22 protein-coding genes are annotated in these 26,320 nt (G+C 64.1%); 17 read left to right on the top strand and 5 right to left on the bottom strand.

Annotation, left to right across the window (positions count from 1 at the left end; all coding sequences use genetic code 11):
• Positions 1-31: 31 nt before the first annotated feature.
• The 9 genes from EN804_RS21670 (at position 32) to EN804_RS21625 (ending at position 12,262) form a co-directional block, all read left to right on the top strand.
• A complete protein-coding gene (locus EN804_RS21670) occupies positions 32-1,372 on the top strand; it encodes an amidohydrolase family protein (RefSeq protein ID WP_135881653.1) in 1,341 nt (446 codons plus the stop codon).
• Between the two features lie 50 nt (positions 1,373-1,422).
• Positions 1,423-2,424, top strand: coding sequence for a branched-chain amino acid ABC transporter permease (locus tag EN804_RS21665; protein ID WP_167531366.1), 1,002 nt, complete (start codon positions 1,423-1,425; stop codon positions 2,422-2,424).
• A complete protein-coding gene (locus EN804_RS21660; RefSeq protein WP_135921321.1) occupies positions 2,421-3,446 on the top strand; it encodes a branched-chain amino acid ABC transporter permease in 1,026 nt (341 codons plus the stop codon). Before EN804_RS21665 ends, EN804_RS21660 begins: the two co-directional genes overlap by 4 nt.
• A 58-nt stretch (positions 3,447-3,504) precedes the next feature.
• Entirely contained in the window at positions 3,505-4,746 is a 1,242-nt protein-coding gene (locus tag EN804_RS21655; RefSeq protein ID WP_246693462.1) for an ABC transporter substrate-binding protein, read from the top strand.
• Between the two features lie 25 nt (positions 4,747-4,771).
• Positions 4,772-5,557: an ABC transporter ATP-binding protein gene (locus EN804_RS21650; protein ID WP_245511735.1), complete on the top strand. Its 786-nt coding sequence runs from the start codon at positions 4,772-4,774 to the stop codon at positions 5,555-5,557.
• A complete protein-coding gene (locus EN804_RS21645; protein WP_127277811.1) occupies positions 5,550-7,766 on the top strand; it encodes an ABC transporter permease in 2,217 nt (738 codons plus the stop codon). The genes EN804_RS21650 and EN804_RS21645 overlap by 8 nt, the downstream gene beginning before the upstream one ends.
• 89 nt (positions 7,767-7,855) lie before the next feature.
• Positions 7,856-10,042, top strand: coding sequence for a flotillin family protein (locus EN804_RS21640; protein WP_127870586.1), 2,187 nt, complete (start codon positions 7,856-7,858; stop codon positions 10,040-10,042).
• 255 nt (positions 10,043-10,297) lie between these two features.
• Positions 10,298-10,735 carry an SRPBCC family protein gene (locus EN804_RS21630; RefSeq protein ID WP_127275949.1) on the top strand — a complete coding sequence of 146 codons (438 nt, stop codon included), beginning with the start codon at positions 10,298-10,300 and terminating at the stop codon, positions 10,733-10,735.
• Positions 10,736-10,744: 9 nt separating this feature from the next.
• Positions 10,745-12,262, top strand: coding sequence for a zinc-binding dehydrogenase (locus EN804_RS21625; protein ID WP_135921317.1), 1,518 nt, complete (start codon positions 10,745-10,747; stop codon positions 12,260-12,262).
• Between the two features lie 9 nt (positions 12,263-12,271).
• On the opposite strand, the gene EN804_RS21620 is transcribed toward EN804_RS21625, so the two are convergent.
• Entirely contained in the window at positions 12,272-13,555 is a 1,284-nt protein-coding gene (locus tag EN804_RS21620; RefSeq protein WP_135921315.1) for a D-tagatose-bisphosphate aldolase, class II, non-catalytic subunit, read from the bottom strand.
• The gene (locus EN804_RS21615; protein ID WP_135921313.1) at positions 13,552-14,505 is read right to left on the bottom strand and encodes a sugar kinase; all 954 of its coding nucleotides are present in this window, start codon (positions 14,503-14,505) and stop codon (positions 13,552-13,554) included. Before EN804_RS21615 ends, EN804_RS21620 begins: the two co-directional genes overlap by 4 nt.
• Before the next feature lie 248 nt (positions 14,506-14,753).
• On the opposite strand from EN804_RS21615, the gene EN804_RS21610 reads away from it, so the two are divergent.
• Positions 14,754-15,788: a LacI family DNA-binding transcriptional regulator gene (locus tag EN804_RS21610; protein ID WP_135921311.1), complete on the top strand. Its 1,035-nt coding sequence runs from the start codon at positions 14,754-14,756 to the stop codon at positions 15,786-15,788.
• Here the strand turns inward: EN804_RS21610 and EN804_RS21605 are convergent.
• The 3 genes from EN804_RS21605 to EN804_RS21595 form a co-directional block, all read right to left on the bottom strand.
• Entirely contained in the window at positions 15,776-16,726 is a 951-nt protein-coding gene (locus EN804_RS21605) for an alpha/beta hydrolase (protein WP_135921309.1), read from the bottom strand. The genes EN804_RS21610 and EN804_RS21605 overlap by 13 nt on opposite strands.
• 19 nt (positions 16,727-16,745) lie before the next feature.
• Positions 16,746-17,894 (bottom strand): Gfo/Idh/MocA family oxidoreductase, encoded by a 1,149-nt coding sequence (locus tag EN804_RS21600; protein ID WP_135921307.1) that lies wholly within the window; start codon positions 17,892-17,894, stop codon positions 16,746-16,748.
• A 267-nt stretch (positions 17,895-18,161) separates the two neighbouring features.
• Complete coding sequence (locus tag EN804_RS21595; protein ID WP_135921304.1) at positions 18,162-18,923, bottom strand: DeoR/GlpR family DNA-binding transcription regulator; 762 nt, start codon at positions 18,921-18,923, stop codon at positions 18,162-18,164.
• Between the two features lie 162 nt (positions 18,924-19,085).
• Between EN804_RS21595 and EN804_RS21590 the strand changes: the two genes are divergently transcribed.
• The 7 genes from EN804_RS21590 to EN804_RS21560 all read left to right on the top strand — a co-directional run bounded on the left by EN804_RS21590 (position 19,086) and on the right by EN804_RS21560 (position 26,318).
• Complete coding sequence (locus EN804_RS21590; RefSeq protein ID WP_135921410.1) at positions 19,086-19,886, top strand: class I fructose-bisphosphate aldolase; 801 nt, start codon at positions 19,086-19,088, stop codon at positions 19,884-19,886.
• A gap of 3 nt (positions 19,887-19,889) precedes the next feature.
• Positions 19,890-20,873, top strand: a complete 984-nt coding sequence (locus tag EN804_RS21585) for a PfkB family carbohydrate kinase (RefSeq protein ID WP_135921302.1) — start codon at positions 19,890-19,892, stop codon at positions 20,871-20,873.
• 56 nt (positions 20,874-20,929) lie between these two features.
• Positions 20,930-22,075, top strand: a complete 1,146-nt coding sequence (locus tag EN804_RS21580; protein WP_135921300.1) for an ABC transporter ATP-binding protein — start codon at positions 20,930-20,932, stop codon at positions 22,073-22,075.
• A gap of 111 nt (positions 22,076-22,186) precedes the next feature.
• On the top strand, positions 22,187-23,434 hold the full coding sequence (locus EN804_RS21575) for a sugar ABC transporter substrate-binding protein (RefSeq protein ID WP_135921298.1): 1,248 nt from the start codon (positions 22,187-22,189) through the stop codon (positions 23,432-23,434).
• Between the two features lie 138 nt (positions 23,435-23,572).
• Positions 23,573-24,469, top strand: coding sequence for a sugar ABC transporter permease (locus EN804_RS21570; protein ID WP_135921297.1), 897 nt, complete (start codon positions 23,573-23,575; stop codon positions 24,467-24,469).
• A 5-nt stretch (positions 24,470-24,474) separates the two neighbouring features.
• Entirely contained in the window at positions 24,475-25,317 is an 843-nt protein-coding gene (locus tag EN804_RS21565) for a carbohydrate ABC transporter permease (protein WP_127870598.1), read from the top strand.
• A gap of 179 nt (positions 25,318-25,496) precedes the next feature.
• The gene (locus tag EN804_RS21560) at positions 25,497-26,318 is read left to right on the top strand and encodes a sugar phosphate isomerase/epimerase (RefSeq protein WP_127870599.1); all 822 of its coding nucleotides are present in this window, start codon (positions 25,497-25,499) and stop codon (positions 26,316-26,318) included.
• The last annotated feature ends 2 nt before the right edge of the window (positions 26,319-26,320 follow it).

The following is a 26,320-nucleotide window of genomic DNA, read 5'->3' as shown; positions in this document are numbered from 1 at the left end:
CTTATGCGCTCGGCAAGTTGGGAGGCTTGTGATGGCAGACGACAGCTGGAACGGCAACGGCTCGGGCAGCACGCTGTTCACCAATGTGCGCGTGCTCGACGCAACTGGTGAATATCCCTACACCGGCGAGGTGCTGGTGCAGGGCAACCGCATCAAGCAGATCACCAAGGGTTCGTCGCGCTTCGGCTCGTCCTCGTCGTCCTCCTACAGCGGTGGTGCGGCGGGGGGAGCAACTATCATCGACGGCATGGGCGCGACGCTTATGCCCGGCATGATCGACGCGCATCTGCACCTGTCCTGGAACAACGCGCCCGGCATCGATCCCATCCAGATGATGGAGGTCGAGGAACACATGCTGGTCACCATGGAGATGGCCAAGCTGGTGCTCGACGCCGGCTTCACCGCCGGCCGGGGCGCTGCCGCTGCCAAGCCGCGCCTCGATGTCGTGGCCAAGAAATTCATCAACCAGGGCCGTTTCCCCGGACCACGCTATCTCGCGGCTGGTCCCGAGATCACCACGGTCGGCGGTCTCGGCGATTCAGCGCCCTCGCACATTCCGCATGAGGGGCTGAACCTCGGCCTGGTCGTCTCCGGCCCCGAGGAAATCCGCCGCACCGTCCGCCAGCTGATCAAATACGGCGTCGATTCCATCAAGCTCAATTTGTCCGGCGAGAGCATCACCGGCATGGGCGCCGAGGAAACGCCGATGTCGGAGGAGGAGGTTGCTATGGCCGCCTCCGAGGCGCGCTGCCGCAACAAGGTCCTGTCGGCACATGCGCGCTCGTCCGGCTCGGTCAAGCAATGCGTGCGCCACGGCATCCAGAACATCTATCACGCCTCCTTCGCCGACGAGGAGGCGCTCGACATGCTCGAGGCGGTCAAGGACAAGCACTTCGTCGCGCCCGGCATTGCCTGGCTGATCAACACCGCTCGCCATGCCGAGCAATGGGGCATCAAGCCCGGCTCGCCACTCTCGCTCGAATATGAGCGCGAACTCGAAATGTGCATCGACACGATGAAGAAGATGCATCGGCGCGGCATTCGTGTGTGCATCGGCGGCGACTACGGCTTTGCCTGGACGCCGCAAGGCACCAACGCCAAGGACATTCAGACCTTCGTCGAGATGCTCGGCTTCTCGCCGATGGAAGCGATCCAGGCCGGCACCAAATATGGCGGCCAGATCATGAACATGGGCGACGAGCTCGGTCTGATCAAGGAAGGCTACCTCGCCGATATCCTGCTCATCGACGGCGATCCGATCTCGGATGTGCGCATCCTGCAGGACAAGAACCGCATCCTCGCCATCATGAAGGACGGCAAGTTCCACAAGGCGCCGCGCATGAACGAGCAGCGCCGGCGGCTGACGGCATGAGCCTGCTCGACCAGCCATCCTCGTCGTCCGGGCTGTCCTCGGGCGATGGCATGACGCGCGGGCAAGCGTGGGGCCTTGTTGGCCTGCTCGCCGCCGCTGTCATCGCATGGCTGGTCTTTGCCGTCTGGCCCGATTGGCTGAACGCCATCCTGATCTCGAAGAAGGCTTTCGTCAGCGCCATCCTCAACGGCATTACGCTGGCCGGCCTCTATTTCCTCGTCGCCTCGGGCTTCACTCTGATCTTCGGCCTGATGCGCAACGTCAATCTCGCACATGGCTCGCTCTATCTGCTCGGCGCCTATATCGGCTACGAGGTCACCAACCGCACCGGCTACTGGCTGCTCGGCGTCGCCGCCGGCTTCGCGGTGCTGGCCATCGTCGGCGTCGTCATGCAGGTCTTCGTCTTCCGTCGCCTCGAAGGCGACGACCTGCGGCAGACCCTGGTGTCGATCGGCATTTCGATCGTCGCCGCCGACCTGATGCTGGCGGTGTGGGCCGGCGGCACTTACCAGATCACGACGCCGGAATGGCTCGACGGCGCCTTGACCTTGCCTGTCATCACGGCGGTGCGTTCCAACGGCGCCTCGGTTTTCCTCACCTATCCGCTCTACCGCGTCGTCGTGCTGGCGGCGGCGATCGTCATCGGCGTCGGCCTCTGGCTGATGCTGCACAAGACCCGCGTCGGCATGATGATCCGCGCCGGCGTCGACGACCGCGCCATGCTGCAGGCCTCCGGCGTCAACGTGCACGCGGTGTTCGCCATCGTCTTCGCGGTTGGCGCAGGTCTTGCCGGTTTTGCCGGCGTCGTCGGAGGGTCGGCACTGTCGGTCGCGCCCGGCGAGGACGTGCGCTACCTCCTGGCGTCGCTGGTCGTGGTCATCGTCGGCGGCATGGGCTCGATCACGGGCGCGGCCATCGGCGCGCTGCTCATCGGTCTCGCCGAGCAGATCGGCCTCGTCTATTTCCCGACCTACGGCATCGTGCTCACCTTCGTCATCATGGTGGTGACGCTGGCGGTCAGGCCGCAAGGCATCATGGGGAAGGCCCGATGAGCCTCGCCATCGCCACGGACGGCACGACGCAGCAGAGCTGGGTGGAGAAGCTCGGCGCCGGCCACATCATCCTTGGCGTCGCGCTGGTGCTGTACCCGCTCGTGGCGTCGGACTTCTTCCTGACCCAGATCGGCGGCTATTCGCTGATCTTCGGCATGCTGGGCCTCTCGCTTATGTTGCTCGCCGGTTATGGCGGCATGGTCAGCTTGGCGCAGATCACCGTTGCCGGCATATCGGCCTATGCCATCGCCATCCTCGGCAACAACAATTCCAATATCCTCGGTTTCGGCTGGCCGTGGTGGCTGGTGGTGCCATTCGCCGTGCTCGCGGGGGCGCTGGCATCGGCGCTGATCGGCTGGATCTCGGTGCGCACCGAGGGCATCTATACGATCATGATCACGCTGGCGATTGCCACCGCGACCTACTATTTCGCCCAGCAGAACTACGCCATCTTCAACGGCCATTCCGGCTATGCCGGCATCCGCGCGCCGGCCTTCTGGGGCATCGGTTGGCGCGACGCCAAGCCCTTCTATTACCTTTGCCTCGGCCTGGCGGCGCTGTGCTACGCGGCGGTGCTTTATGGCTCGCGCTCGACCTTCGGCATGACCTTGCAGGCGATCCGCGACAACCCGCGCCGCATGCGCGCGCTGGGCTACCATGTCACCGCGCACAAGGTGTTCGCCTGGCTGCTCTCCGGCGTCATCGCCGGTCTGGCGGGCGTGCTGCTGGTCTGGTTCAACGGCCGCGTCTCGCCAGGCACTATCGGCGTCGATGCCGCGATCGATGTCTTGATCATCGCCGTCATCGGCGGGCTGCGCCATCCGATTGGGCCGTTCCTCGGCGCGCTCGTCGTCGTCCTGATGCAGACCTTCGCCATCGACATCGTCGGCGCTGAGCGGTTCAACACGCTGATCGGCCTTGTGTTCCTGGTGATCGTCTTCGTCTCACCGGACGGAATTCTTGGGTTGTGGGGGAGGATCAAGCCACATCTTGCCCAGGAGTCCTTGCGTCCCGGCGCCTAGCGACCGGGATGGAATGAACCACTGCAAAACGAAATCAACGGGAGGAAAAAACATGAGGATGCATAGACGTACCTTACTGGCGCTCGCGGTGTTCACCGGGCTGACCGCGCCGTCGATGGCGCTGGCCGCCGACGACACCGTCAAGATCGGCCTGCTCGCCACCTTCGAGGGACCGTTCACGGTGCTTGGCGAGGACGGCGAACGCGGCGCCATGACCGCGGTCGAAGAGATGAAGGGCATGATCGCCGGCAAGAAGATCGAGATCGTCAAGGGCTCGTCCGACGCCTCGCCCGACAGCGCGGTGCGCGCGGCGCGCAAGCTGGTCGAGCAGGACGGCGTCAAGGTGCTGGTCGGCCCGCTTTCGGGCGACGAAGGCATCGCCGTCAAGGACTACGCCAAGACGCAGCCGAACGTGACCTTCATAAACGGTACGTCGGCCGCGCAGGACACCACTTTGCGCAATCCGGCGGAAAACTTCTTCCGTTTCTCCACCGACGGCGCGCAGTGGATGGCCGGCCTTGGCACCTATGCCTTCAAGGACAAGGGCTATAAGAAGGTCGCCACCGTCGCCGAGGACTATTCCTTCCCCTACACGCAGGTGTTCGGCTTCATGGCCGAGTTCTGCAAGGCCGGCGGCCATGTGCCGTCGAAGTCGTGGGTGCCGATCGGCAACAAGGATTTTTCGTCGGTCATCGCAGCCATTCCCGAGGACGTCGATGCGATCTATGTCGCGCTCGGCGGCGCCGACGCCGTCAACTTCCTGACCCAGTACCAGCAGGGCGGCGGCACCGCGCCGCTGATCGGCGGTTCGATCACCGTCGACCAGACGGTGCTGACTTCGAAGGGCAAGCTGAAGGACGTGCTCAAGGGCACGCCATCGGCCGGACCGACCGCCGACACCAATGACGCGCCGGCGTGGAAGGCGTTCGTCGAGGCCTACAAGAAGCAGCCTGGCGCCTTTCCGTCGCCCTCGCTCTTCGCCCATGGCTATTATGTCGACATGAAGGCGACATTGCTCGGCCTCGACCAGGTCGGCGGCGATGTCTCCGACGGCGGCAAGAAGCTGCGCGACGCGCTGTCGAAGCTCTCCTTCGACACGCCGACCGGCAAGGTGTCGCTCGACAAGAACCGCAACGCCATCGCCGACATCTTCCTGACCGAGGTCACCGAAGGTGCCGACGGCAATCTCCTCAACAAGCTGGTCAAGGTCGTGCCGCAGGTCAACCAGACGCTCGGCATTCCCGAAGACGAGTTCATGAAGCTCGGCGCGGTCAACCGCGACAATCCGAGCTGCCCGTAACAGCCAATATCGAATGCAGCCGCCAGTGACCGAAAGCCTCGCAGCAAACCGCCTCCAGAGCACCGGTGCCTATGCGCTGGAGCTCGATGGCGTGGCGCGGCATTTCGGGGCGCTGGTGGCGCTCTCGGGCATCACCATGAGGATCGCGGCCGGAGAACGGCGCGCGGTCCTCGGCTCCAACGGCGCCGGCAAGACCACGCTGTTCAACGCCGTGACCGGCGACTTCATGCCGACGTCAGGGCGCATACGCTTCTTCGGCGAGGACATCACCGACCTGCCGCCGCATGAGCGCATCCGGCGCGGCCTGCGGCGCACCTATCAGATATCGCAATTGTTCAAGGGCCTGTCGGTTCTCGATTCCATCTTCCTTGCCTGTCGCGGCGTCTCGAGGCGGCGCTTCTCGCTGCTGCGGCCGGCCGCGTCGGACGTCAACATGGTGCAGGCGGAATCGATCCTCAACGCCGTGCATCTGGAAACCTATCGCGACACGCTGGTGGCGACGCTGAGCCATGGCCAGCAGCGCCAGCTGGAGATCGCCCTGGCGCTGGCTGGTGCGCCGCGCTTCATCCTCTTCGACGAGCCGGCGGCTGGCCTGTCGCCAACCGAGCGCCGCGACCTCGTCGCCATCCTCAACGCACTGCCCAGGCATATCGGCTACATCATCATCGAGCACGATCTCGACGTCGCGCTGCGCGTCTCGGAATATGTCTCGATGATGCACAATGGCCGCCTGTTCAAGGAAGGCACGCCGCAGGAGATCGAAGCCGACCCGGAAGTCCAGGAGATCTATCTCGGGGGCAAGCATGGCTGAGCGTGCCGGGAAGACCGCCAAGGCAATGCTGCGCATAGAAGACCTCCAGGTCTTTTATGGCGAAAGCCATGCCTTGCAGGGCGTTTCGCTGACGCTGGAAAGCGGCGTGCTGTCGGTGGTCGGCCGCAACGGCATGGGCAAGTCGACGCTCTGCAACACCATTGTCGGCCTGAAGCGCGCGAAGTCCGGCTCGATCCGCCTCGACGGCCGCGAAATCACCTCGCTTGAGCCGCACGAGATTCACCGTCTCGGCGTCGGCTATGTGCCGCAAGGCCGCCGCGTCTGGCCGAGCCTGACGGTCGACGAGCATCTGCGCCTCGCGGCCGGCAACAGGCGCGACGCCTCCTGGACGGTCGAACGGGTCTACCAGACCTTTCCGCGTCTGGCCGAACGCCGGACAAATGGCGGCTCGCAGCTTTCGGGCGGCGAGCAGCAGATGCTGGCGATTTCGCGTGCGCTGCTCAGCGATCCCAAGCTGTTGGTGATGGACGAGCCGACCGAAGGGCTGGCGCCGGTCATCGTTGACCAGGTCGAAAAAATGCTGGTCGATCTCGCCGCCGAGGGCGAGATGGCGGTGCTGGTCATCGAGCAGAACATCGGCGTGGCGACCTCGGTGTCGAACCAGGTCGCCATCATGGTCAACGGCCGCATCAACCGGCTGATGGACGCCAAGGCGCTGGCCGCCGACCGCGAACTGCAGCAGCGGCTGCTTGGCGTCGGCCGCCACGCCGAGGAAGCGCCCGTCACGCTGGCCGAAGCCGCGCAGGCCAGGGAGCAACTGGCGAAAGTCTATCGCGTCGACCGTACCGGCACCGCATCGGGCGAGCCGATGCCTCAAGACGGCGTCTACCGACCGGTCGTCGAACTGCCCAACCGCTGGAACGTCCCGGTCACCGAATTGCGCCAGGCGGCGGTCGACAAAACCGCCCCGCAGGACGATCCGAAAAAAATCTTCGCCATCCCCTTTGCCGAGCGCATCGGCAGGACCGTGCTGGTTGTCGGCACCTTCGATACCAAGGGCAAGGAATTGCGCTTCATGGCCGACCGGCTGAAGGCGCTGGGCCTGCCGGCGCGTACGGTCGACCTGTCGACCTCGGGAAAACCGACCAGCGCCGACGTTCCGGCCATGCAGGTCGCCGGCATGCATGTGCGCGGATCCTCCGCCGTCTTCACCAATGACCGCGGGGGTTCGGTCAGCGCCATGGCGGACGCCTTCGCACGCTGGATCGAGCGCGAGCCGCGCATCGGCGGCGTGATTTCCGCCGGCGGCTCCGGCGGCACAACGCTGGCCACCGCAGGCATGCGCGTGCTGCCCGTCGGCATTCCCAAGCTGATGGTGTCGACGGTGGCGGCCGGCGATGTCGCCAAATATGTGGGCGGCGCCGACATCATGATGTTCCATTCCGTGGCCGATGTGCAGGGGCTGAACTCGATTACCGAACAGGTGCTCTCCAATGCCGCGCACGCCATGGCCGGCATGGTCGCGCAACTGCCCGATGCCGAGGCCTGGGAAGCCAAGCGCAAGCTGGCGCGGCCGGCGGTCGGCATCACCATGTTCGGCGTCACCACGCCTGCCGTGCAGGCGGTGACCAGACGACTCGAAGCCGACTATGACTGCCTCGTCTTCCACGCCACCGGCATAGGCGGGCGGGCGATGGAAAACCTCGGCGATTCCCGGCTGCTGTCAGCCTTCATCGATCTCACCACGACCGAAGTGGCCGACATGATTGTCGGGGGCGTCTTCCCGGCGACGCAGGATCGCTTTGGCGCGGCGATCCGCACCGGACTGCCCTATGTCGGCTCGGCCGGCGCGCTCGACATGGTCAATTTCGGCCCGCGCGACAGCGTGCCGGACAAATTCCGCAGCCGCAAATTCGTCATCCACAATCCCAACGTCACACTGATGCGCACGACGCGTGACGAGAACCGCGCCTTCGGCGAATGGATCGGCGCGCGGCTCAACGCCATGAACGGCCCGGTGCGGTTCCTGCTGCCCGAGGGCGGCGTTTCCATGCTCGGTGCGCCCAGCCAGCCCTTTCATGATCCCGAGGCTGACAACGCTTTGTTCGAAGCGATCGAGAGGACCGTTCGCCAGACGCCGCAGCGCAACGTCGAGCGGGTGCCGGCCAACATCAATGACCCGGCCTTTGTCGACGCGGTGATCTCAGCGTTCCACGCCATCACGCCGAAGCTGCAGAGGCGGGCATGAAGAATTGGACTTCGCCGCCCGACGGGTGGATGTTTGAAAATACTGCCGGTCGCCTCGCGCCGACCGCATTGTCTTGGGGAGGATAGATCATGGACGCGCAGACCTTTGGCGCTTTCCTGTTGTGGCTGATCATTGCGGCGATCGTCGTCGTGATCGCCGTCTACATCTTGCGCTGGCTCTATCGCCGCTCGACCAAGGAGACGGCGTTCGTGCGCACCGGCTTCATGGGCGAGAAGGTGGTGGTGAATGGCGGCGCTTTCGTCATTCCGGTGCTGCATGAGATCACCCCGGTCAACATGAACGTGCTGCGCATCGAGGTGCGCCGCGAGGACGCGCTGGCGCTGATCACCCGCAACCGCATGCGCGTCGACCTGATCGCTGAGTTCTTCGTCCGCGTCGGCGCGCATCGCGAACTGGTGGCCGCCGCCGCGCAGACGCTCGGCCGCCGCACGCTGCAGCCCGACAGCCTGCGCGAATTGCTGGAAGGCAAATTCGCCGGCGCGCTGCGCACCGTCGCCGCCCAGATGACGCTGGAAGAAATGCATGAACTGCGCGGCGACTACGCCGCCAAGGTGCGCCGGTTGGCGGAGGAGTCGCTCGCCGCCAACGGGCTCGAGCTCGAAAGCGTCGCCATCGTCGATCTCGACCAGACCAGTCTTGAATATTTCGACCCGTCCAACGCCTTCGACGCCGAGGGCCTGACGCAACTGACCGAATCGATCGAGACCCGGCGCCGCATGCGCAACGAGATCGAGCAACGCACGCTGGTCGATATCCGCAACCAGAACCTCGACACCCAGCGCAAAGTGCTGGAGATTGACCGCGACACCGAATATGCGCGCCTCGAACAGGAGCGCGAGGTCGAGATCCGCCGCGCCGCGCAGCGTTCCGAACTCGCCATAGAGCGCGCATTGCGCGACCAGGAGTCCGAACAGGCGCAGCTTTCCTCGCGCGAGGCGGTCGAGAAATCGCGCCTCAATCAGGAGCGCAACATCACGCAGGAGCGCATCAACAGCGAGGAAGAGACGCAGCGCCGTGAGATCGCCCGCCGCCGCTCGCTCGACGAGACCGAGATGAAGATGCGCGAACTGACCGAGCGCGAGCAGATCGCACTCGAATTGTCGCTGGAGAAAGCCCGCATCGAACGCGAAGGCGCGCAGCGTGAACTCGAAATCCAGCGCAAGAAATTGCTCGAGGTGGCCGAACTGGAGCGGCAGATCGCACTCGCCGAAAAGGCGCTCGAGGTGACGAAGGCGGAAGCTGAGAAGCGCCGCGCCGAAATTTCCGAGAACCAGGCGACCGAGACCGCACGCATCGCGCAGGAGCGTGCGGTTGATGAAGTGCGGATCGCCAGGGAGCGGCATCTCGAAGCGCTTCAGATCGCCAAGCGGCAGGCCTTCGAGGAGGCCGAGATTTCGGCCGGAGAGGAGGTCGAACGGGCCCGCATCACCACCGAGCGCGGCATCGAGGAAGCGCGGCTGATCAAGGAACGCGACATCCGCCAGCTTGGCGTCGACCGCGACCAGAAGATCGAAATCGCCGAAATCCAGAAGGCGATCGACATCGCCAAGAAGACGCAGGAGCGTTCTTCCGCGATCGCGGCGTCCGAAGCCGTGCGCGCCAAGGCCATCCAGGCCGAGGAACAGGCCTTCACTGCCCGCGAACGTGAAATCGCCGAGCGCCGCAAGCTGACCGACCTGATCGGCGCGCAGCGCGAGGCCGAGCGCGAGGCGCTGCGAGTCACATCCGCTGCCGACGCCGAGATGAAGGCGGCCAAGAGTCTGGCGGAAGCGCAGAAGATCGCGGCGCTGGCATCGGCCGAAGCGGAGAAGATCCATGCCCTTGCCGCGGCACAGCGTTACGAAGTCGACGCCGCCGGCAACCGCCAGCTCAATGAGGCCGAGAACCTGTTGTCCAGCGAGGCACGCGCCGGCCGCCTGCGCGGCAAGCTGCTCGACCACATGGAAGGCATCATCCGCGAAAGCGTCAAGCCGATGGAGAAGATCGACGGCATCAAGATCCTGCATGTCGATGGCATCAATGGCGGGCAGGGCGGTAACCGCAACGTCACCGACGAGGTCATCGACTCCGCGCTGCGTTATCGGGTGCAGGCGCCGATGATCGACAATCTGATGAAGGAGATCGGCATCGAGGGCGGCTCGCTCGGCCGCATGACCGACGTGCTGCGCGACGCCAAGGACATTTCCAGCCTGACCCGCGACAAGAAGGGCAAGGGCAAGGGCGCCAAGGACGACGATGACGACCGCGATCATTGAGGTGAACATCTGCGCTGCCCCTCACCTGCCTGCCGGCATCCTCTCCCCGTATAGTGACGGGGAGAGGGGCGCCGTCATCGACGGTTTCGCCAGCAGCCAGCGTTGCAAGGTGGGCGCCGAGGTAGCGGCCAGCCTCTTTCTCCCCGTCACTATACGGGGAGAAATGTCCGGCAGGACAATGAGGGTCGGCGCTGACATCAACAGGGAGGGCACACCCAAGCTCGGCCTCCATCGTTCCACTCTCGGCCAGCAAGCATGACCAAGGTCTATGTCTCTTCGGTCATTCCCGCACCGGCGGCGGAGGTCTGGAAGATCGTGCGCAATTTCAACGGTCTGGCAGGCTGGGCGCCGTTCGTCGCCGAAAGCCGCATCGAACAGAATGCGCAGGCCGACCAGATCGGCTGCATCAGGAATTTCACGCTCAAGGACGGCGGTCGCATCCGTGAAAGGCTGCTGGCGCTGTCGGATTACGACCTGTCCTGCAGCTATGCGATTCTGGAAAGCCCGATGGCGGTGGAGAACTATGTCGCCACGCTATCGTTGACGCCGATCACCGACGGCAATCTGACGCTCGCCGAATGGCAGGCGGAGTTCGACTGCGCTGACGATCGCGAGGCGGCACTCATGCAACAGATCGGCAATGGCGTGTTCCAGACCGCGTTCACCGCGTTAAAGCACCGGTTCGGGCGCTGACGCCGGCCGATGGTCAGGGTTTGCCAGAGCACGATCATCGATGCGCCGATCGACGAGGTCTGGGCGATCCTGCGCGATTTCAACGGCCATGATCGCTGGCACCCGGCGATCGCCTTCAGCGAGATCGAAGGCAGCGAGCCGGTCGATGCCGTCGGCTCGGTGCGCCATTTCAGGCTGAACGACGGCGGCGAATTGCGCGAGCAATTGCTGGCGCTGTCCGACAAGGACCGGCGGCTGAGTTACTGCCTGCTCGAAGCGCCGCTGCCGCTGATGGGCTATGTCGCCTCGCTTCGGCTGAAGCCGGTGACCGACGGCGACGCCACCTTCTGGGAATGGCGCTCCGAGTTCAACCCGCCGGCGCATCGCCGCGACGAGTTGGTCAAGCTAGTCACCGAAGGCATATATCAGGCCGGTTTCGCCGCCGTGCGCGCTCTTCTGCGGCGGCGCAACGCCGGCGCGCCGGTGGAGGCGCGGCCATCGCCAGCGATCGTCGCACCGACCTCATCCGCAAGCGTGCCGCTCGTTGCTTCAAGGGCTGCCGCCGAAACGACCCACGCGATCGTCGTCGAACGCTATGGCGGACCGGAGGAGTTGCAGCTCAGGGACATCGCCTTGCCTCCGCCCGCGCCGGGCGAGGTGCGGATCCGTCACACGGTGATTGGTGTCAATTTCATCGACGTCTACTGCCGCACCGGCTTCTTCGACCTGCTGCGGCCACCCGGCGTGCCGGGCATGGAAGCCGCCGGCATCATCGAGGCGGTTGGTCCGGCGGTATCGGGTTTCTCAATCGGCGACCGCGTCGCCTATGCCTGTCCGCCGGTCGGCGCTTACAGCGAGCGGCGCAACATGGCGCCCGAACTGCTGGTTCGTCTTTCCGACGATATTTCGGACGAGACCGCGGCTGCCGGCCTGCTCAAGGGGGTCGCCGCGAGTTTCCTGCTGCACGATGTTCATGCCGTGAAGAGGGGGGACATCGTCCTCATCCATGCCGCGGCAGGCGGCATCGGCCAGTTGCTGGTGCAGTGGGCGCGCCATCTCGGCGCGACCGTCATCGCCACAGTGTCGAGCGACGACAAGGCGCGGATCGTCGAACGGCTCGGCTCCCACCACGTAGTCGTCTATTCCCGCGATAATTTCGCCGAGGCGGTGATGCGGCTGACTGGTGGCAGGGGCGCGGACGTCGCCTATGACGCGGTCGGCAACGACACGTTCGCCGGTTCGCTGGCGGCGCTTGCCGTGCGTGGCCATCTCGTCAGCTTCGGCCAGGCTTCGGGACCGATCGGCAATTGGGATATCGGCCGCTTTGCATCGAAATCGATCACCGTTTCACGCCCCAACTATGCCCACTACACCGACACGTCGGAAAAGCTCGGCACCCATGTCACCAGGTTTTTTCAGGCGCTGCGCCAGGGTGTGATCAGGGTCGAGGCGCCGACGCACTACGATCTTGCCGATGCCGCTCGCGCGCATCGCGATCTGGAGGATCGTCGCACGACGGGTGCCCTCGTTCTGGTGCCACGGGCATGACTGTCGGGATCAGCCGGTTGCGCTGGCGTAGATGTCGAGAACATCCGTCACGGCTGCGATCAGGAGTTCCCTGGCTCTTGGGGCGACGGATCCGCTTGCTACCGCGCCGTCGAGGCGGCCGAGATACTGGCTGATCAGCGGCGAGGGGATGTCGCGCTCGCCCAGCGCCTGCATCAGCGAGTCCACTGCCTGCTGCGCCGTCTGCGCCGGCCAGTAGTAGCGGATACGGTCGCTGTAGGAGAAATGCCGCTCGATCCGCTGCTCGGCCTCGCTGCCGTGATAGTAATTCTTCCAGTTGCCGGGCGCCGCCAGCATGACGCGCTCCATCGCCGCCGGCAGGCTTTCCCGAGCCGGGTCGGGAGCAAGAATGTCGGCGATGTGGCTCAAACCGTAGAGCGCTTCGCGCAGCGCGAAGGTCAGCCAAGGTCCGACTTTCAGGATGGCGAAGCCATCGTCGACAAGTGCCGTCAGCGCCGCGACCGGCTGGTAGTCGGTCGAATGCGCCTCGAAGACGAATTGCGGCAGGTCCCGCAGCGTGCCGGCCAGCGCCCGGGCGCGTTCGGGCCGGTAGGTGATGACCTCGGCATTGCCGAATTCGACGCCGGGCTGGACGACGACGCCAATCGCCCGCGAGAAGGCATGGTCGAGGCCACGCTGGTGGAAGGCCTGCTGGTGGATGCGCACCGTCTCGCCAGCCGCTTCCGGTGTCGTCACAGCCAGATGGCCCATCGCTTCCAGGGCACCGCCCGGCACCGGCACTTCCGTGCCGATGACATAGACAGGCTCGGCGCCGGCTGTTCGTTCAACCGCGGCCTCCGCCACCTCGGCCAGTTCGGCGGCGCGCGCGGCGATCGTCGCGTCGGGTGGTGCGGCACCTTCGCCGGCACAGCCCATGCTGGCGTCCAGGTGGATCTTGGTGAAGCCGGCCTCGGCATAGGCGTCCACCATGCGCGCTGCCTTTTCCATCGCCTCGGGCGCCGGCAGGTGCTTCCAGGGATTGGGGCCGAGATGGTCGCCACCGAGCACAAGCCTGTCCAGGGGAAACCCGGCCTTGCCGGCGATCGTCTCGACGAAGCGGCGGAAATCGCCCGGCGTCATGCCGGTATAGCCGCCTTCGTGGTTGACCTGGTTGCAGGTTGCCTCGATCAGCACATCGGCGCCGCGCGCCTTGCCGTGGCGCAGCGCCGCTTCGATGACCAACGGATGGGCCGAGCAGATCGAGGCAATGCCGGCGCGCTCGCCGGCCGTACGACGCTTTGCTATGGCGGCCAGCCTGTCGGTCGCCTGGCTCATGCCGGTGCTCCGGTCCTGGCGGTCGCGACGAACGCCTCGACAGTGGCCAGCGAGGCGATGCCTTCCATCGGGCCCTTCTTCGTCACCGCCAGCGCGCCGCAGCCATTGGCGATCTCGAGCGCCCTCTTAGGTGCTTCTCCACGCAGCCAGAAGGAGACGAAGGCCGCCGCAAAACAATCTCCGGCGCCGGTCGGGTCGATTTCCTCGACGACGAAGCCGGGTGAAGCGATGCGCCCCGACCGGTCGTAGTGAACGGCGCCCTGCGCGCCCTTCTTGACGACCACGGCGGAGATGCCGCGGTCCAGCATTTCGCGCGCCGCGCTCTCCTCGTCGGTTGCCTCGGCGAAGGTGAAGAGTTCCGGCCCGCTCGGCAGAAAAACATCAGTCTTGGAGAGCACGAAATGCAAGGCGTCGCGCATGCCCGGCAGATCGAGCATCTCCTTGCGAATGTTGGGGTCGAAGGAGACCGTGCCGCCGCGCGTCTTGACGGCTTCGATCCCGTTGCGGACAACCTCGATCACCTCGGGCGAGAACAGCGATGTGCCCATGACGTGAAAATGGTCGGCGCCGGCCAGCAGCGCGCGCGCTTCCGCACCGATCTCGAGCAGCCCGGCGGCACTTTGCTTGATGTTGTAGACGAAGTGCCGGCTGCCATCGGTCTCATATGTGACGAAGGCGGTTCCGGTCGCGGCACCCCGATGGACGGTGATGGCCGAGATGTCGGCGCCGTCGGCGCGCAAGCGCTCTATGTTCAAATGGCCGAAATCGTCGTCGCCCACTGCCGCGATCAGCCCCGCCGGCTGACCGAGCCGCGCCGCCTGGTCGATGAAGATGGCGGGAGCGCCTGACGGAAACGGGCCGACCAGCGGGCCGGCGGCGCGAAAACTCTGGCCGATCCGCTCGGCCATGATCTCGACCAGGATCTCGCCGGCGCAAACCAGTTTCTTCATGTCCTCACCATCTGCCGGACTCTGGTTGCCGTACGCTCCCCCCATGTCCGTGCGAGTTCAAAACCTAAGTTGTTGTTTTCAGAGCGTCAATAAATAATTTGACGTGCGCAATACTTTTGCGTTGTACTGGAAACGTGGAAATTTGACTGAATAAGTTCGGTCAAGCAATGCTGCCTCATCGCGACGGTCGCAAGGCTGATTCTGGCCAGAGCGCGAAGGGCGGCTTTGAGGTAAAGGGCTAAATATAGATGGCGGAGAAGACCCACCGGACGATGGATGATTTCGCCAGGGCGTCCGGCGTGTCGCGGCCGACCCTGTCGAAGTATTTCGACGATCCGGCCAGCGTGAAGCCGGCGACACGGGCGCGCATCGAGGCGGCGCTTCGTTCCTCCGACTATCAGCCGAATGTTTTCGCCCGCAATCTCAACCGCAAGCGCACCCGCAATGTCGGCATCGTCGTGCCGACGATCACCGATCCGTTCTACGCCGAGATGGTCAGCCGCATCGAACTGCGCTGCCGCGACGAAGGGTTTTGGCCGATCGTCATTTCATCGCACGGTTCGCCGAAGCTGGAGGCGGAATCGGTCAGGACGCTGATGTCGCTGAAGGTTGCCGGCGCCATCGTCGCTCCTTTGGGACGGGTCTCCGAACCCGGCGTCTTCGAGCGGATGAGCGAGGACATCCCGATCGTCTATTTCGACACTTACATCGAAGGCGACACGCCGTTCGTCGGCAATGACAATCACCAGAGCACCTCGACGATCGTCGATTATCTCTGCCGGTCCGGCGAACCGCCGGTCTATGTCGACATTCCGCATGTCAACCACAATTCGGGCGAACGCCTGCAGAGCTATGTCGACACGATGCAGGCCGCGGGTCTGGAGCCCACCGTTCTCAAGGCGGCTGGCGACTACAGCTGGGACTTCGAGCGCATCGGCCACGAATGGATGGACAGGACGCTCGAGAAAGGCGGCCTGCCGGCCCGCACGCTGCTCTGCGCCAATGACCGTCTCGCCTTCGGCGTGATGTCGGCCGCCTTTTCGCGCGGGCTGAAGATCGGCCGCCGCGCCGATTGTGATTTTCGCGTCGCCGCCCACGACGATCATCCGCTGAGCCGCTACACCTGTCCCGCGCTGACCACCATGGCGCAGGACTTCGCTGCCATGGCTGGCCGCAGCGTCGAGATCCTGCTGGCGTTGTTGGACGAGGCCGATCCGCCCGGCCACGACATGGCGCGCAACGTCAAGCTCGGCGCGACCCTGGTGATGCGTCAGTCGGCCTGAGCACGCGTCTGCAGTTGAAGCCAGGCCGCCGCCTCGCTCACCGCTTGCCGCGCGGCCAGGATGTGGCGGCCCATGGAGACGAAGCCATGGATCTGACCCGGCCAGTGCCGCAACACCAGCGGCACTCCGTCGGCGCGCAGGCGCTCGGCATAGGCCGTGCCTTCGTCGGCAAGGATGTCGTGGCCGGCGACCGCGACGAAGGCCGGCGCCGCGCCGGCAAGGCTGGAGACCAGCAGCGGCGAAACGCGCCAGTCCGCGATGTCGTCAGGCGTTCGCACATAGCGGTCGCGGAACCAGGCCATGGTGGCGGCGGTGAGCCCGAAGCCGTCACCGAAACGCCGGTAGCTGTCCGCGATCTGGCGGGCATCGGTGTTGGGATAGATCAGGATCTGGGCGGCAAGCGGCGGCGCCAGTCCGTCGCGGGCAAGCAGCGTCAGCACGGCGGCAAGGTTGCCGCCGGCACTGTCGCCGGCGACGGCAATGCGGGCTGGGTCGATGCCAAGGTCTCCGGCATTCCCGGCCATGAAGCGCAGCACTGCCGCGCAGTCCTCGAGCCCGGCGGGAAATTTGTGCTCCGGCGCCAGCCGGTAGTCGGGACAGATGACGACCGCGTTGCCGAGATTGGCCAGCCAGCGGCAGATCTCGTCATGCGAATCGAGATTGCCGATGACCCAGCCGCCGCCGTGCAGATAGAGCACGGCGCGCGCCCCGGTCCGCGGCGCGCCGATACCGCGATGGATGCGGATCGTCACCGGGCCGTTCGGCCCGTCGACCTGCCGTTGCTCGGTTGCCGCGACCGGCTCGCGGTCGCCCTGCTGAGTCGGGAACGAAGCGATATAAGCGGCCCGCGCCGCCGCCACGCTGCCATTCTCGAACGGTTCGCCGCCGGCGGCCCGGCCGATTTCGAGGGCACGCTGAGCATCCGAATCGAGTGTCATCGTCATCTCCGCCGCGGGGTCAGGCGAGCAGGCCGCGTGCCTCGTCTTCGCCGAGCAGGGCCGGCTGGACGACGTCACCGGCAATGGCGACCGAGCTTTTCGTCTCGCCCGATCGCAGGATCGCTTCCATGATCTCCAGCACATGCAGCGCCAGATTGCCGGAAGCGCGAGGCGCCGCGCCTGTCTGCAGCGAACGTGCGAGATCGGCGACGCCGAGCATGCGGTAATTGGCGCGGTCGGGCGCTGCGTAAGGCCAGTTGCGGGCGCCGTAGAGTTCGCCTTCGCTGGCGAAATCCTTCCACTCCGCGCCGCGTTCGGACAGCGAGACGGTGCCGCCGAACGTGTCCGGGTCGGGCAGGCGCAGTGAGCCTTCCGTGCCGTGCAGTTCGATCGGATGGTTGGAATGCCTGAAGACGTCCCACGATGCGCCGAAGGTGACGGTGGCGCCGGAGCGGAATTCGAGCAGCGACAGCACATTGGTCGGGGTGCCGACCTTGAACGTCGTGTTCTTGAACGGCCCTTCGGCCGATATCAACCGTTCTTCCTGACCCTTCGTCGCCATCGCCATGACGCGCGCGACCGGACCGAGCAGGTTGACCAGCATGGTCAGGTAGTAGGGCCCCATGTCGAACACCGGGCCGCCGCCAGGCTGGTAGTAGAATTGCGGGTTGGGATGCCAGTGTTCCATGCCGCGTCCCATCATGAAGGCGGTGCCGCTGACCGGGCGGCCGATCGCGCCCTCATCCATCAAACGGCGCGCTCTGCGTCCGGCCGCACCAAGGAAGGTATCGGGAGCCGAGCCGAGCAGCACGCCGCGCTTCGCCGCCTCCGCCACCAGGCGGCGCCCGTCATTGGCCGACGTCGCCAGGGGCTTTTCGGTGAAGACATGCTTTCCCGCCGACAGGGCTGAAATCGAAATGTCGAAATGCGCCGCCGGAATGGTCAGGTTGAGGACGAGGTCGATCTCGGGATCGGCCAGCAGCGCATCGACGCCAAGCGCCCGGATGCCATATTCCTTAGCCCGCAGCGCCGCCATGTCGGCCGAGATGTCGGCGCAGGCGCGCAACTCGACCCCGCCAAACAGCGCGGCGTTGCGCAGATAGGTCATCGAGATGTTGCCGCATCCGACGACGCCGATACCGAGCTTCGCCTGTGATTTTGCCTGCATTTCTGTCGTGCCTCCCAACGCGGTCATGGACTGTCGAATCCGCCGCCAAGGCTACGGATCGCTATCGAAATCGCTATACAGCATTTTAAATATTGACGCGCGTAAAATTTTTATAGAACATGCGGAAATGCTGGCGCGATATCGGGAGGCTGCCCAGCCGTAGGAGGAGAAAATGACAGGCATGAAAAATCGGCTGGGCGCCGACGCGAATCCCATGGATCAGGCGCACATTGGATCTTTGCCGCGCGGCCAGGGATCGCGACGGGTTCAGGCATAGATCACCTTGGCCACGGTCCTGTCGAGTTGGCTGCGTATCGGGCCGGACAGGCCATCGTCGGTGATCACCACGTCGACGCCCGACAGCGAAAATGCCTTGGAGGTCCCGCTGACGCCCCATTTGCTCGAATCCGCAAGGAGGACAACGCGCCGGGCCATGCGCACCAGGTTTCGCTTCGTTCGCGCCATGTCTTCATTGACGTCGACCACATCCAGTGAGGAGTCGATCGCATGCGCTCCGACAAAGACCTGATGGGCCACCAAGCCGCCGAGAGCCGTGTCGGCATCGGTGATCAGCGTGGTCACCGTGTCTGGATAGACCCGGCCACCGATCATGTGAACGTCGAGCCCGGGCCGATGCATCAGATGCTGCACGATATTCATCGCCGTGGCCGCGACCACGACATTGCTGAGCGGCGGTAACTGCATGGCAAGCTGCATCAATGTCGAGCCGCCGTCGAAGATGACCGACTGGTTGTCCTCGAACAGCGCTACCGCTGCCCGGGCGATGCGTTTCTTTGCCTCGAGGTTGGTTTGCATCCGCCGGGCGAACGCGGCCGTGGTCGAATCCGTGGTCCGGGTCACCGCGCCTCCACGGGTCTTGGTCAGCAGTCCCTTGCGGTCCAGTATCTCGAGGTCGGAGCGCACAGTGACTTCCGACACGCCGAAATCGTCCGACAGGTCCTTGATGCGAACCTGTCCGCTGCGTTGTACCTCGCCCAGGATCGATTGGCGTCTCTGCTCTGACAACATTGCCCTGTCCTCGCCTCTATGCGCCAGGCGATCGCCCTGGTCTCGGTTCGTCATGCCAAAAATACGCGAATTCGAAAGCTTTCGAAAGATTGCTTTTGTGGTTTCTTTCGAAAACACTGGATTTGGGATTTTGAAACCAACCGATTGGAGAATTTTGCACTCATGAGCCTTGGAACCCAGGTGCGCCTTGCGCGCCTCTTCTCACATCCATCGGGGAACCTTTTTGGCGGCGCGGTCGACCACTTCGTCGGCTATGGCGACGTGCGTAAAGGCGGCCTTGCCGACCTGCCGGGCGCGCTCGCTCGCGTCATGGAAGGTAAGCCCGACTACGTCAGCATCCAGCCCGGCACCGCGCGCCATCTGTGGCCGCAATACGCAGGCAAGGCTTCCCTGGTGATCCAAGCCGGCTGCTTCACCCCGGACGATCGCATCAGCGAACTGATTGCGACGCCCGAGGACGCGGTGCGGGCTGGCGCCGACGCGCTGGCCGTGGCCATTCCGGTGCGCGGCGCGACCGAGGGCAAATACATACGCTGGCTGACCGACTCGGTGAACGCGGCGGCCCGTTACGGCATGCCCGTGGTGGCGCATATCTACCCTCGCGATTTCACCGACGGTGCAAAGATCGTCTTCACTCCAGACGAGATCGCCTATGCGGCGCGCATCGGCTATGAGTCCGGCGTCGACGTGATCAAGATCGGTTACACCGGCGATTTCGAGTCGTTTCGAGAGACCGTTCGGACCTGCCCGGTGCCGGTTGTCATCGCCGGCGGCCCGAAGACCGATACGCTGCTCGGTGCCCTTCAGCAGACGGCGGACGCCATCCGTGCCGGCGCGCGCGGTGCCGTGGTGGGCCGCAATCTCTGGGGGCATGGCGATCCGCAGAAGGCGGCCATTGCCTTCCGGGGCGTCATCCATGACGGCCTTTCGGCGCAGGACGCCCTGGCGAAGGCGGGTGCCTGACCGATGCCCACCGTCCCTGCAATCCTCGGCTTCGGAGCTATTGCGATCGACGACATCGTCTATGTCGATCAGCCGTTGTCGGCGGGCAAGGGGAAGGTTCTGCAAAGCGCCCGGACTTTCGGCGGAAATGTCGCGACGGCGCTTGCCGCCGTCGCGCGGCTCGACGGAAGCGCCGGGTTCATCGGATGGCTTGGCAGTGCCGTGGACGACGCCGTGCTGTGCGATCTCGTTGCGAGCGGCGTTGAAACCGCGTTCGCGCCGCGCCACGCCGATGCGCGCCCGGTGCGCTCACGGATCACGGTTGGTTCGGATGGAGACCGGTTCATCGCCTATGACGACGAAGCGATGCTGGGCACCGCACCGAACTTTCCGGACGAGGTCCTCAGCCGCGCGACCGTCCTGATCGTCGATAGTTATGCGATCGGGTCGCTGGATGTCGTGGCTCGGGCTCGCGACCTCGGCCTTGCGATCCTCGGCGACGTCGAATGGAACGGCGGTCCAGCCACCGAGAGGCTGATCGCGCTCTGCGACCATCTCATTCTTCCCCTCGGCTTTGCGCGGACCGCCACGGGCCGCCGATCGCCGGCCGAGATACTCGATGCATTGTGGTTGCCGTCGCGGTCCGCCGTGGTTCTGACGGATGGCGGCAGGGGCGTCTACTATCGCGGACGCGACGAAGCCGGGCTGTGGCACCTGCCTCCGCACCGGGTTGAAGTCGTCGACTCGACCGGCGCCGGCGACTGCTTTCATGGCGCCTACGCCCTTGCATTGACGCGCGGCGCCGACACCGCGCGCCGGGTCGCATTCGCGGCCGCTGCTGCGGCTCTTTCGATAACGGGGCGGGGCGGGCGCGAAGCGCTTCCGACCGACGACCAGGTTACGGAACTCCTGGCATCGACGAACGCGCCGTCGGCAGTCGAACTGAAGCATGCGCGGCTCGATACCGCAACAGAGCCCGAACTATCCGAGGAAATATCTCGCAGGTGAACACAAGCCGAGGATAATTATAAAAATCAGTGGCTTGGACTTGTGGAGGGAGGAAGATGGCAGAAGTCGTTCTTGAGAATATCTGCAAAACGTACGGGAACAATTTTCACGCAATCGACCAGCTGAATCTGTCGGTCGAGGACGGCGAGTTCTTGATTCTCGTCGGGCCGTCCGGTTGCGGCAAATCCACCGCGTTGCGGATGATCGCGGGATTGGAGGACGTCACCAGCGGCAGCCTTCGGATCGGCGGTATCGACGTCGTCGACATGCCGCCCAAGGACCGCGACATCGCGATGGTCTTCCAGAGCTACGCGCTTTACCCGCATATGACGGTGTTCGAAAACATCGCCTTCTCGATGCGTCTGGCAGGCAAGTCCAAGGCCGAGCGCAAGAAGCGCGTGGACGAGATCGCCAAAACCCTGCAACTGACGTCGCTGCTGGATAGCAAGCCCGCGAACCTTTCGGGCGGGCAGCGTCAACGGGTTGCCATGGGCCGCGCCATGGTGCGCGAGCCGGCCGCCTTTCTCATGGACGAACCGCTTTCCAATCTGGACGCGAAACTGCGCGTGCAAATGCGCGCCGAAATCACCAGCCTGCAAAAGCAGCTCGGCGTAACGACCATATACGTGACCCACGATCAAACCGAAGCGATGACGATGGGGGACAGGGTCGCGGTGTTGAAAGGCGGCGTGCTGCAGCAGGTCGACACACCCAAGAGGCTCTATGAATCGCCGGTGAACGCTTTCGTTGCGGGCTTCATCGGGTCTCCTTCGATGAACCTTTTCGAGGCGAGCCTGACGGGCGACGAACTGACGTCCGGCGCCTTGGCCATCCGTTTGCAGGATGCGGCCTTCGTCCGCAGGCCGGGGTTGAAGTCGTATGCGGGGCGCAAGGTCGTGTTCGGGATCCGACCCGAGGATCTCTATGACAGCAGCCTCGAATCCGGCCGCAAGTATCAGACCATACCGGCAAAGGTGACCTCGATCGAAGAACTCGGATCCGAACACATCGTCCATCTCAACATCGATGCGGTCCGGGTGGACTCCGGCGACCCGGACGCGGTGCAGGATTTCGGCCTGGCGTCGAACGCGGTGGCGAGATTCGAACCGGCCAGCACGGTCCGCGCCGGCTCGGAAATCCGCTTGGCCCTGGATGACGCCAAGCTCCATTTCTTCGATCCCGAGACGCATCTGGCGATCTGAAGACCCGCGGCAAGGCCCGCAGGCGAGGGTGAGGCGCCTGCGTAAGAAGACTTCTGAATAACCAGACGGTCGTCCGCATTGTGCGGTCGATCCCCAAAGAAGGAGGAGAAAATGACGTTTCGTATTAAACCCGCAATGCTGAAAATAGCCGCGGCCGCATGGTTGCTCGGCGCAACCGGCGCCCTGGCGGACACGACGCTGGAATTCACCCAATGGTGGGAGCCCGAATTGCCGGCTGGCTCGCTCAGGTCAATCATGGATGAGTTCGAGGCCGCGAACCCCGGCATAAAGGTGACGCTGGTCAGCGGCCCCTACGCGACCACGCGAGACCAGATCTCGGTTGGTGCTGCGACCGGAACGCTCAGCGACGTTGTCGGTCTCGACGGTGCCTGGGTGAACAATCTGAATGCGCAGAACGCGCTCGCCGACATGAATCCGATGATGGATGCGAGCAAGTTCGACAAAGGCCAGGTCGCCGATATCATCAAGGTGGACGGCAAGGCGGTGATGTTTCCGGTCGCCTCCTTCGTCTATCCGGTCTTCGTCAATCTGGATCTCGCCGCCAAGGCCGGCGTGACCAAGCTGCCGTCGACCCGCGCGGAATTTCTCGACGCCGCCAAGAAGATGACCGACGCCAACAAGAACCAGTATGGCTGGGTGCTGCCGCTGTCGCTGCAGTCTCCCGGCGGAGTCCAGAACGACATGATGTCGTGGGTCTGGGCTTCGGGCCAGTCGATGATGGCGGACGGCAAGCCCGCCCTCGAGGGCAAGCCGGTGGTCGATATGCTCTCCTTCGTCAAATCGCTCAATGACGCCGGCACCATCTCGCCCGGCATCGCCACCAAGACCGAGCAGGAAAAGGTCGAGGAATTCGTCAACGACCGCGTCGGGATGATGATCGACTCGCTCGCGCATGTGAACCTCATCCGCAAGCGCAATCCGAAGCTGAACTTCGACCTGATCCCGGTCCCGGTCGTGGAAAACTATACCGGCAAGCGCGGCCTTCCCTATGCGTCCTGGGGCATCGGCATCTCCGCCGCCTCGAAACATCAGGAGGAGGCCTGGAAACTCGTCCAGTATCTGATGAGCGAAAAGGTGAACGCCAAGCTCGTTTCGCTTGCAAACGCCTTCCCGGGCAACGTCAACGCCAAGCCCGACTTCGTGACGTCCGACAAGGCTTTCGGCAAGGCCTTCGAGATCTTCAAGAACGGCTATCTCGCCAACGAGTTCACGGGCCTGCCGGTGGCCGAAGACCTGATGACCCAGTTCGACGTGCAAGCCCAGAAGATGCTTGCCGGCGAGCAGACACCGGAAGAGGCGGCCGCTGCCGCGCAAAAGGGCTGGATGGCGAAATTCTGATCGGCCTGTTCCCCTTTGCTATCTTCGACCGGGTGGCCCGGCTTCGGGCAGGCCACCCGGCAACAACGGATCGGCAATTTGAGATGGACCTGTTTTTGAAGCTTACCTTCTCTTGAAGGCGTATCCCAAGGTTGGCACATGACCCGGCAAAAGCGCTCCCACCACAAGCTGAAACGAGCGGTCGCACCCTACCTCTATCTGTCGCCCTCGCTGCTCATCATCGGCCTTCTGATGCTGTTGCCGATGGTGACGGTGATTGCCTATTCGTTCCAGAACAGCGCCGTGCTGCGTCGTGACCCATCCTTTGCCGGACTGAAGCACTACCAGGCGATCTTCGACGACCCGGTGTTCTGGGCGTCGCTTTGGCATACGCTTTACTTCACTTGCATGAGCGTCGTTTTCCACATGACCATCGGCATGGTCTTCGCGCTCATGCTGAACAGCGACCGCATCAACCCGACGCTGCGCAACATTCTGCGCGTGCTCTATATCTTGCCCTGGCTGTTTACCGCGGTGATCATCGCCGTGATCTGGCGCCTGCTGCTCGAGCCGAATGGCGTGGTGAACAGCATTCTCATGCAGATCGGCATCATCGGTTCCAAGGTCGAGTGGTTTTCCTCGCCGCAGACCGCGCTGCACGCCGTCACCTTCGCCAATATCTGGGCGGGCTATCCGCTGTTCATGGTCAGCCTGCTCGCGGGCCTGCAAGGCATTCCCAAGGATTTCTACGAGGCCGCCGATATCGACGGGGCGAAGGCCTACCAGAAGCTGATCTTCATCACCATCCCGCAGCTGATGCCGATCATCATCAGCATCTCGCTGCTCGATTTCATCTGGACCATGCAGGTCTTCCCGTTGATCTGGATAACCACGGGCGGCGGTCCGATCTACGCGACCGAGGTCCTCAGCACCTACACCTACAAGCTGGCGTTCTCGAGCTACAACCTGTCTCAAGCGTCGGCGAGCGCCGTGGTCATCCTGCTGATCTCGCTTGGCCTGACGCTGTTCTATATCCGTTATCAGAAGGCTCGGTAGTCACCATGAGGAAACGAAACTCTGGCAAAGACAAGCTGATCACCGTCGCGCTGCATGTCGCTCTTGCGGCAGGGCTGTTCTTCGCGGCCTTCCCGATCTACTGGATGCTGAGCAGCTCGTTCAAGTCGAACACCGAAATCTTTGCCCTGCCGCCAACCATCCTGCCGAAGGCTTTCACGCTGGAAGCGTATGCCGCCATCCTTGGCGACCCGGTAAAGCTGCGCTTCTTCTTCAACAGCTACTTCGTGGCGGGAGCGGTGACCGTGCTGACGGTGCTGATCGCCTTGCTGGCGGCCTATGGGTTCAGCCGCTTCAACTTCCGCGGCAAGGGCAGCCTGAATACAATCATCATCAGCACGCAGACGATCCCGCCGATCACACTTTTGATCCCTTTCTTCGGGCTTGTCGTCTCGTACGGCATCTTCGACACCTATGTCGCGCTGATCCTGACTTACCTCGTTTTCACGCTGCCCTACGCCATCCTTTTGATGACGGGCTATCTGAACACCTTGCCGCGCGATCTCGATGAAGCGGTGGCCGTCGACGGCGGCAGCAGTTGGACGGCGCTCTGGCGCGTGATCGTCCCGATCTCGCTGCCCGGTATCGTGGCGACCTCGGTCTATACTTTCCTGTTGTGCTGGAACGAATTTCTCTTTGCCCTGACGCTGACCAAGTCGACGTCCATGCGCACGGTCCCGATCGGCATCCAGCTGTTGATGGGGCAGCACGCCTTCGAATGGAACCAGATGATGGCGATGAGCGTGCTCGGCTCGCTGCCGCTCTTGCTCATCTACCTCGTTGCCCAGAGGTACTTCCTCGCCGGCATGACCGCGGGCTCGGTCAAGTAGGATGTCCATCCCCAGGAGAACTGACCCGCGTATTGCAATCGATGATTGGACCTTGTCTGCTGGCAGGCGATATCGCCGCGGCCTCGTCCGTCATCACCGCTCCGCTACTCGTGTTGTTCTTCTAGCGCCACATCATCGCGGGGCGGCATCAAGAGTAAGCGGTATCAAGGAATGAAAGGATGAACGTGAAAGACCTCAAAGTCGGCTGCCAGACCTTCACCTGGGAAATGCTGGGAGACCGGTTTACCGGCGGTCCCGACGATCTGTTGAAGGCGATCGCCGATGGCGGCTATGCAGGCATCGAGATCACCGACACCATGATCGGCCGCTATGCCGGCAAGCCGGCCGAGTTCGCCGCTGCCCTGAAGTCGTCTGGGCTGACGCTCGTCTCCTTCGCCTTCGGCTCACGCAGCGGCTTCACGCTGAAGGATCAGATCGGCACCGATCTCGAAACCGCCAAACGCTGGATCGACTTCGTCGCCGCCTTTCCTGGCGCGCTAGTGTCGATGGGCTCGGCGACCCTCGTCTCCGACGGGCCGCGCGACGGCAAATTCGCTATTGCCGCCGAGGTGTACAACAAGGCCGGCGAGCTCGGCCGCAAGGCTGGCGTCCAGGTGGCGGTGCATCCGAGTTCGCACCACAACACGCTGCTGTTCGACCGCGCCGACTACGACGCGATTTTTGCCTTGCTCGATCCCGACCTGGTCGGCTGGGTGCCGGACACCGGTCACATCCTGCGCGGCCACAAGGACATGGCCGACACGCTCACCACCTACCGCGACCGCATCCGCTACATCCATCTGAAGGACGTCGACGCCAGCGGCACCTGGGCGATGCTGGGCGAAGGCGTCTGCGACACACCTCAAGTCATCGAAATCGCCGGTACCGCGCCGCACTTCAACGGCTGGCTGGTGCTGGAAGAAGAATCCGACACGGCCGCCGCCGATCCGGCCGCGGCGGTCAAGACCAACCGCCAGACCATGCGCGGCTACGGGGCCTGAGC

The organism is Mesorhizobium sp. M8A.F.Ca.ET.161.01.1.1 (assembly GCF_004792105.1).
Lineage (GTDB): Bacteria > Pseudomonadota > Alphaproteobacteria > Rhizobiales > Rhizobiaceae > Mesorhizobium.
Note: the sequence above shows the minus strand (reverse complement) of the source record. Positions and strands in the feature narration are given on the sequence as shown.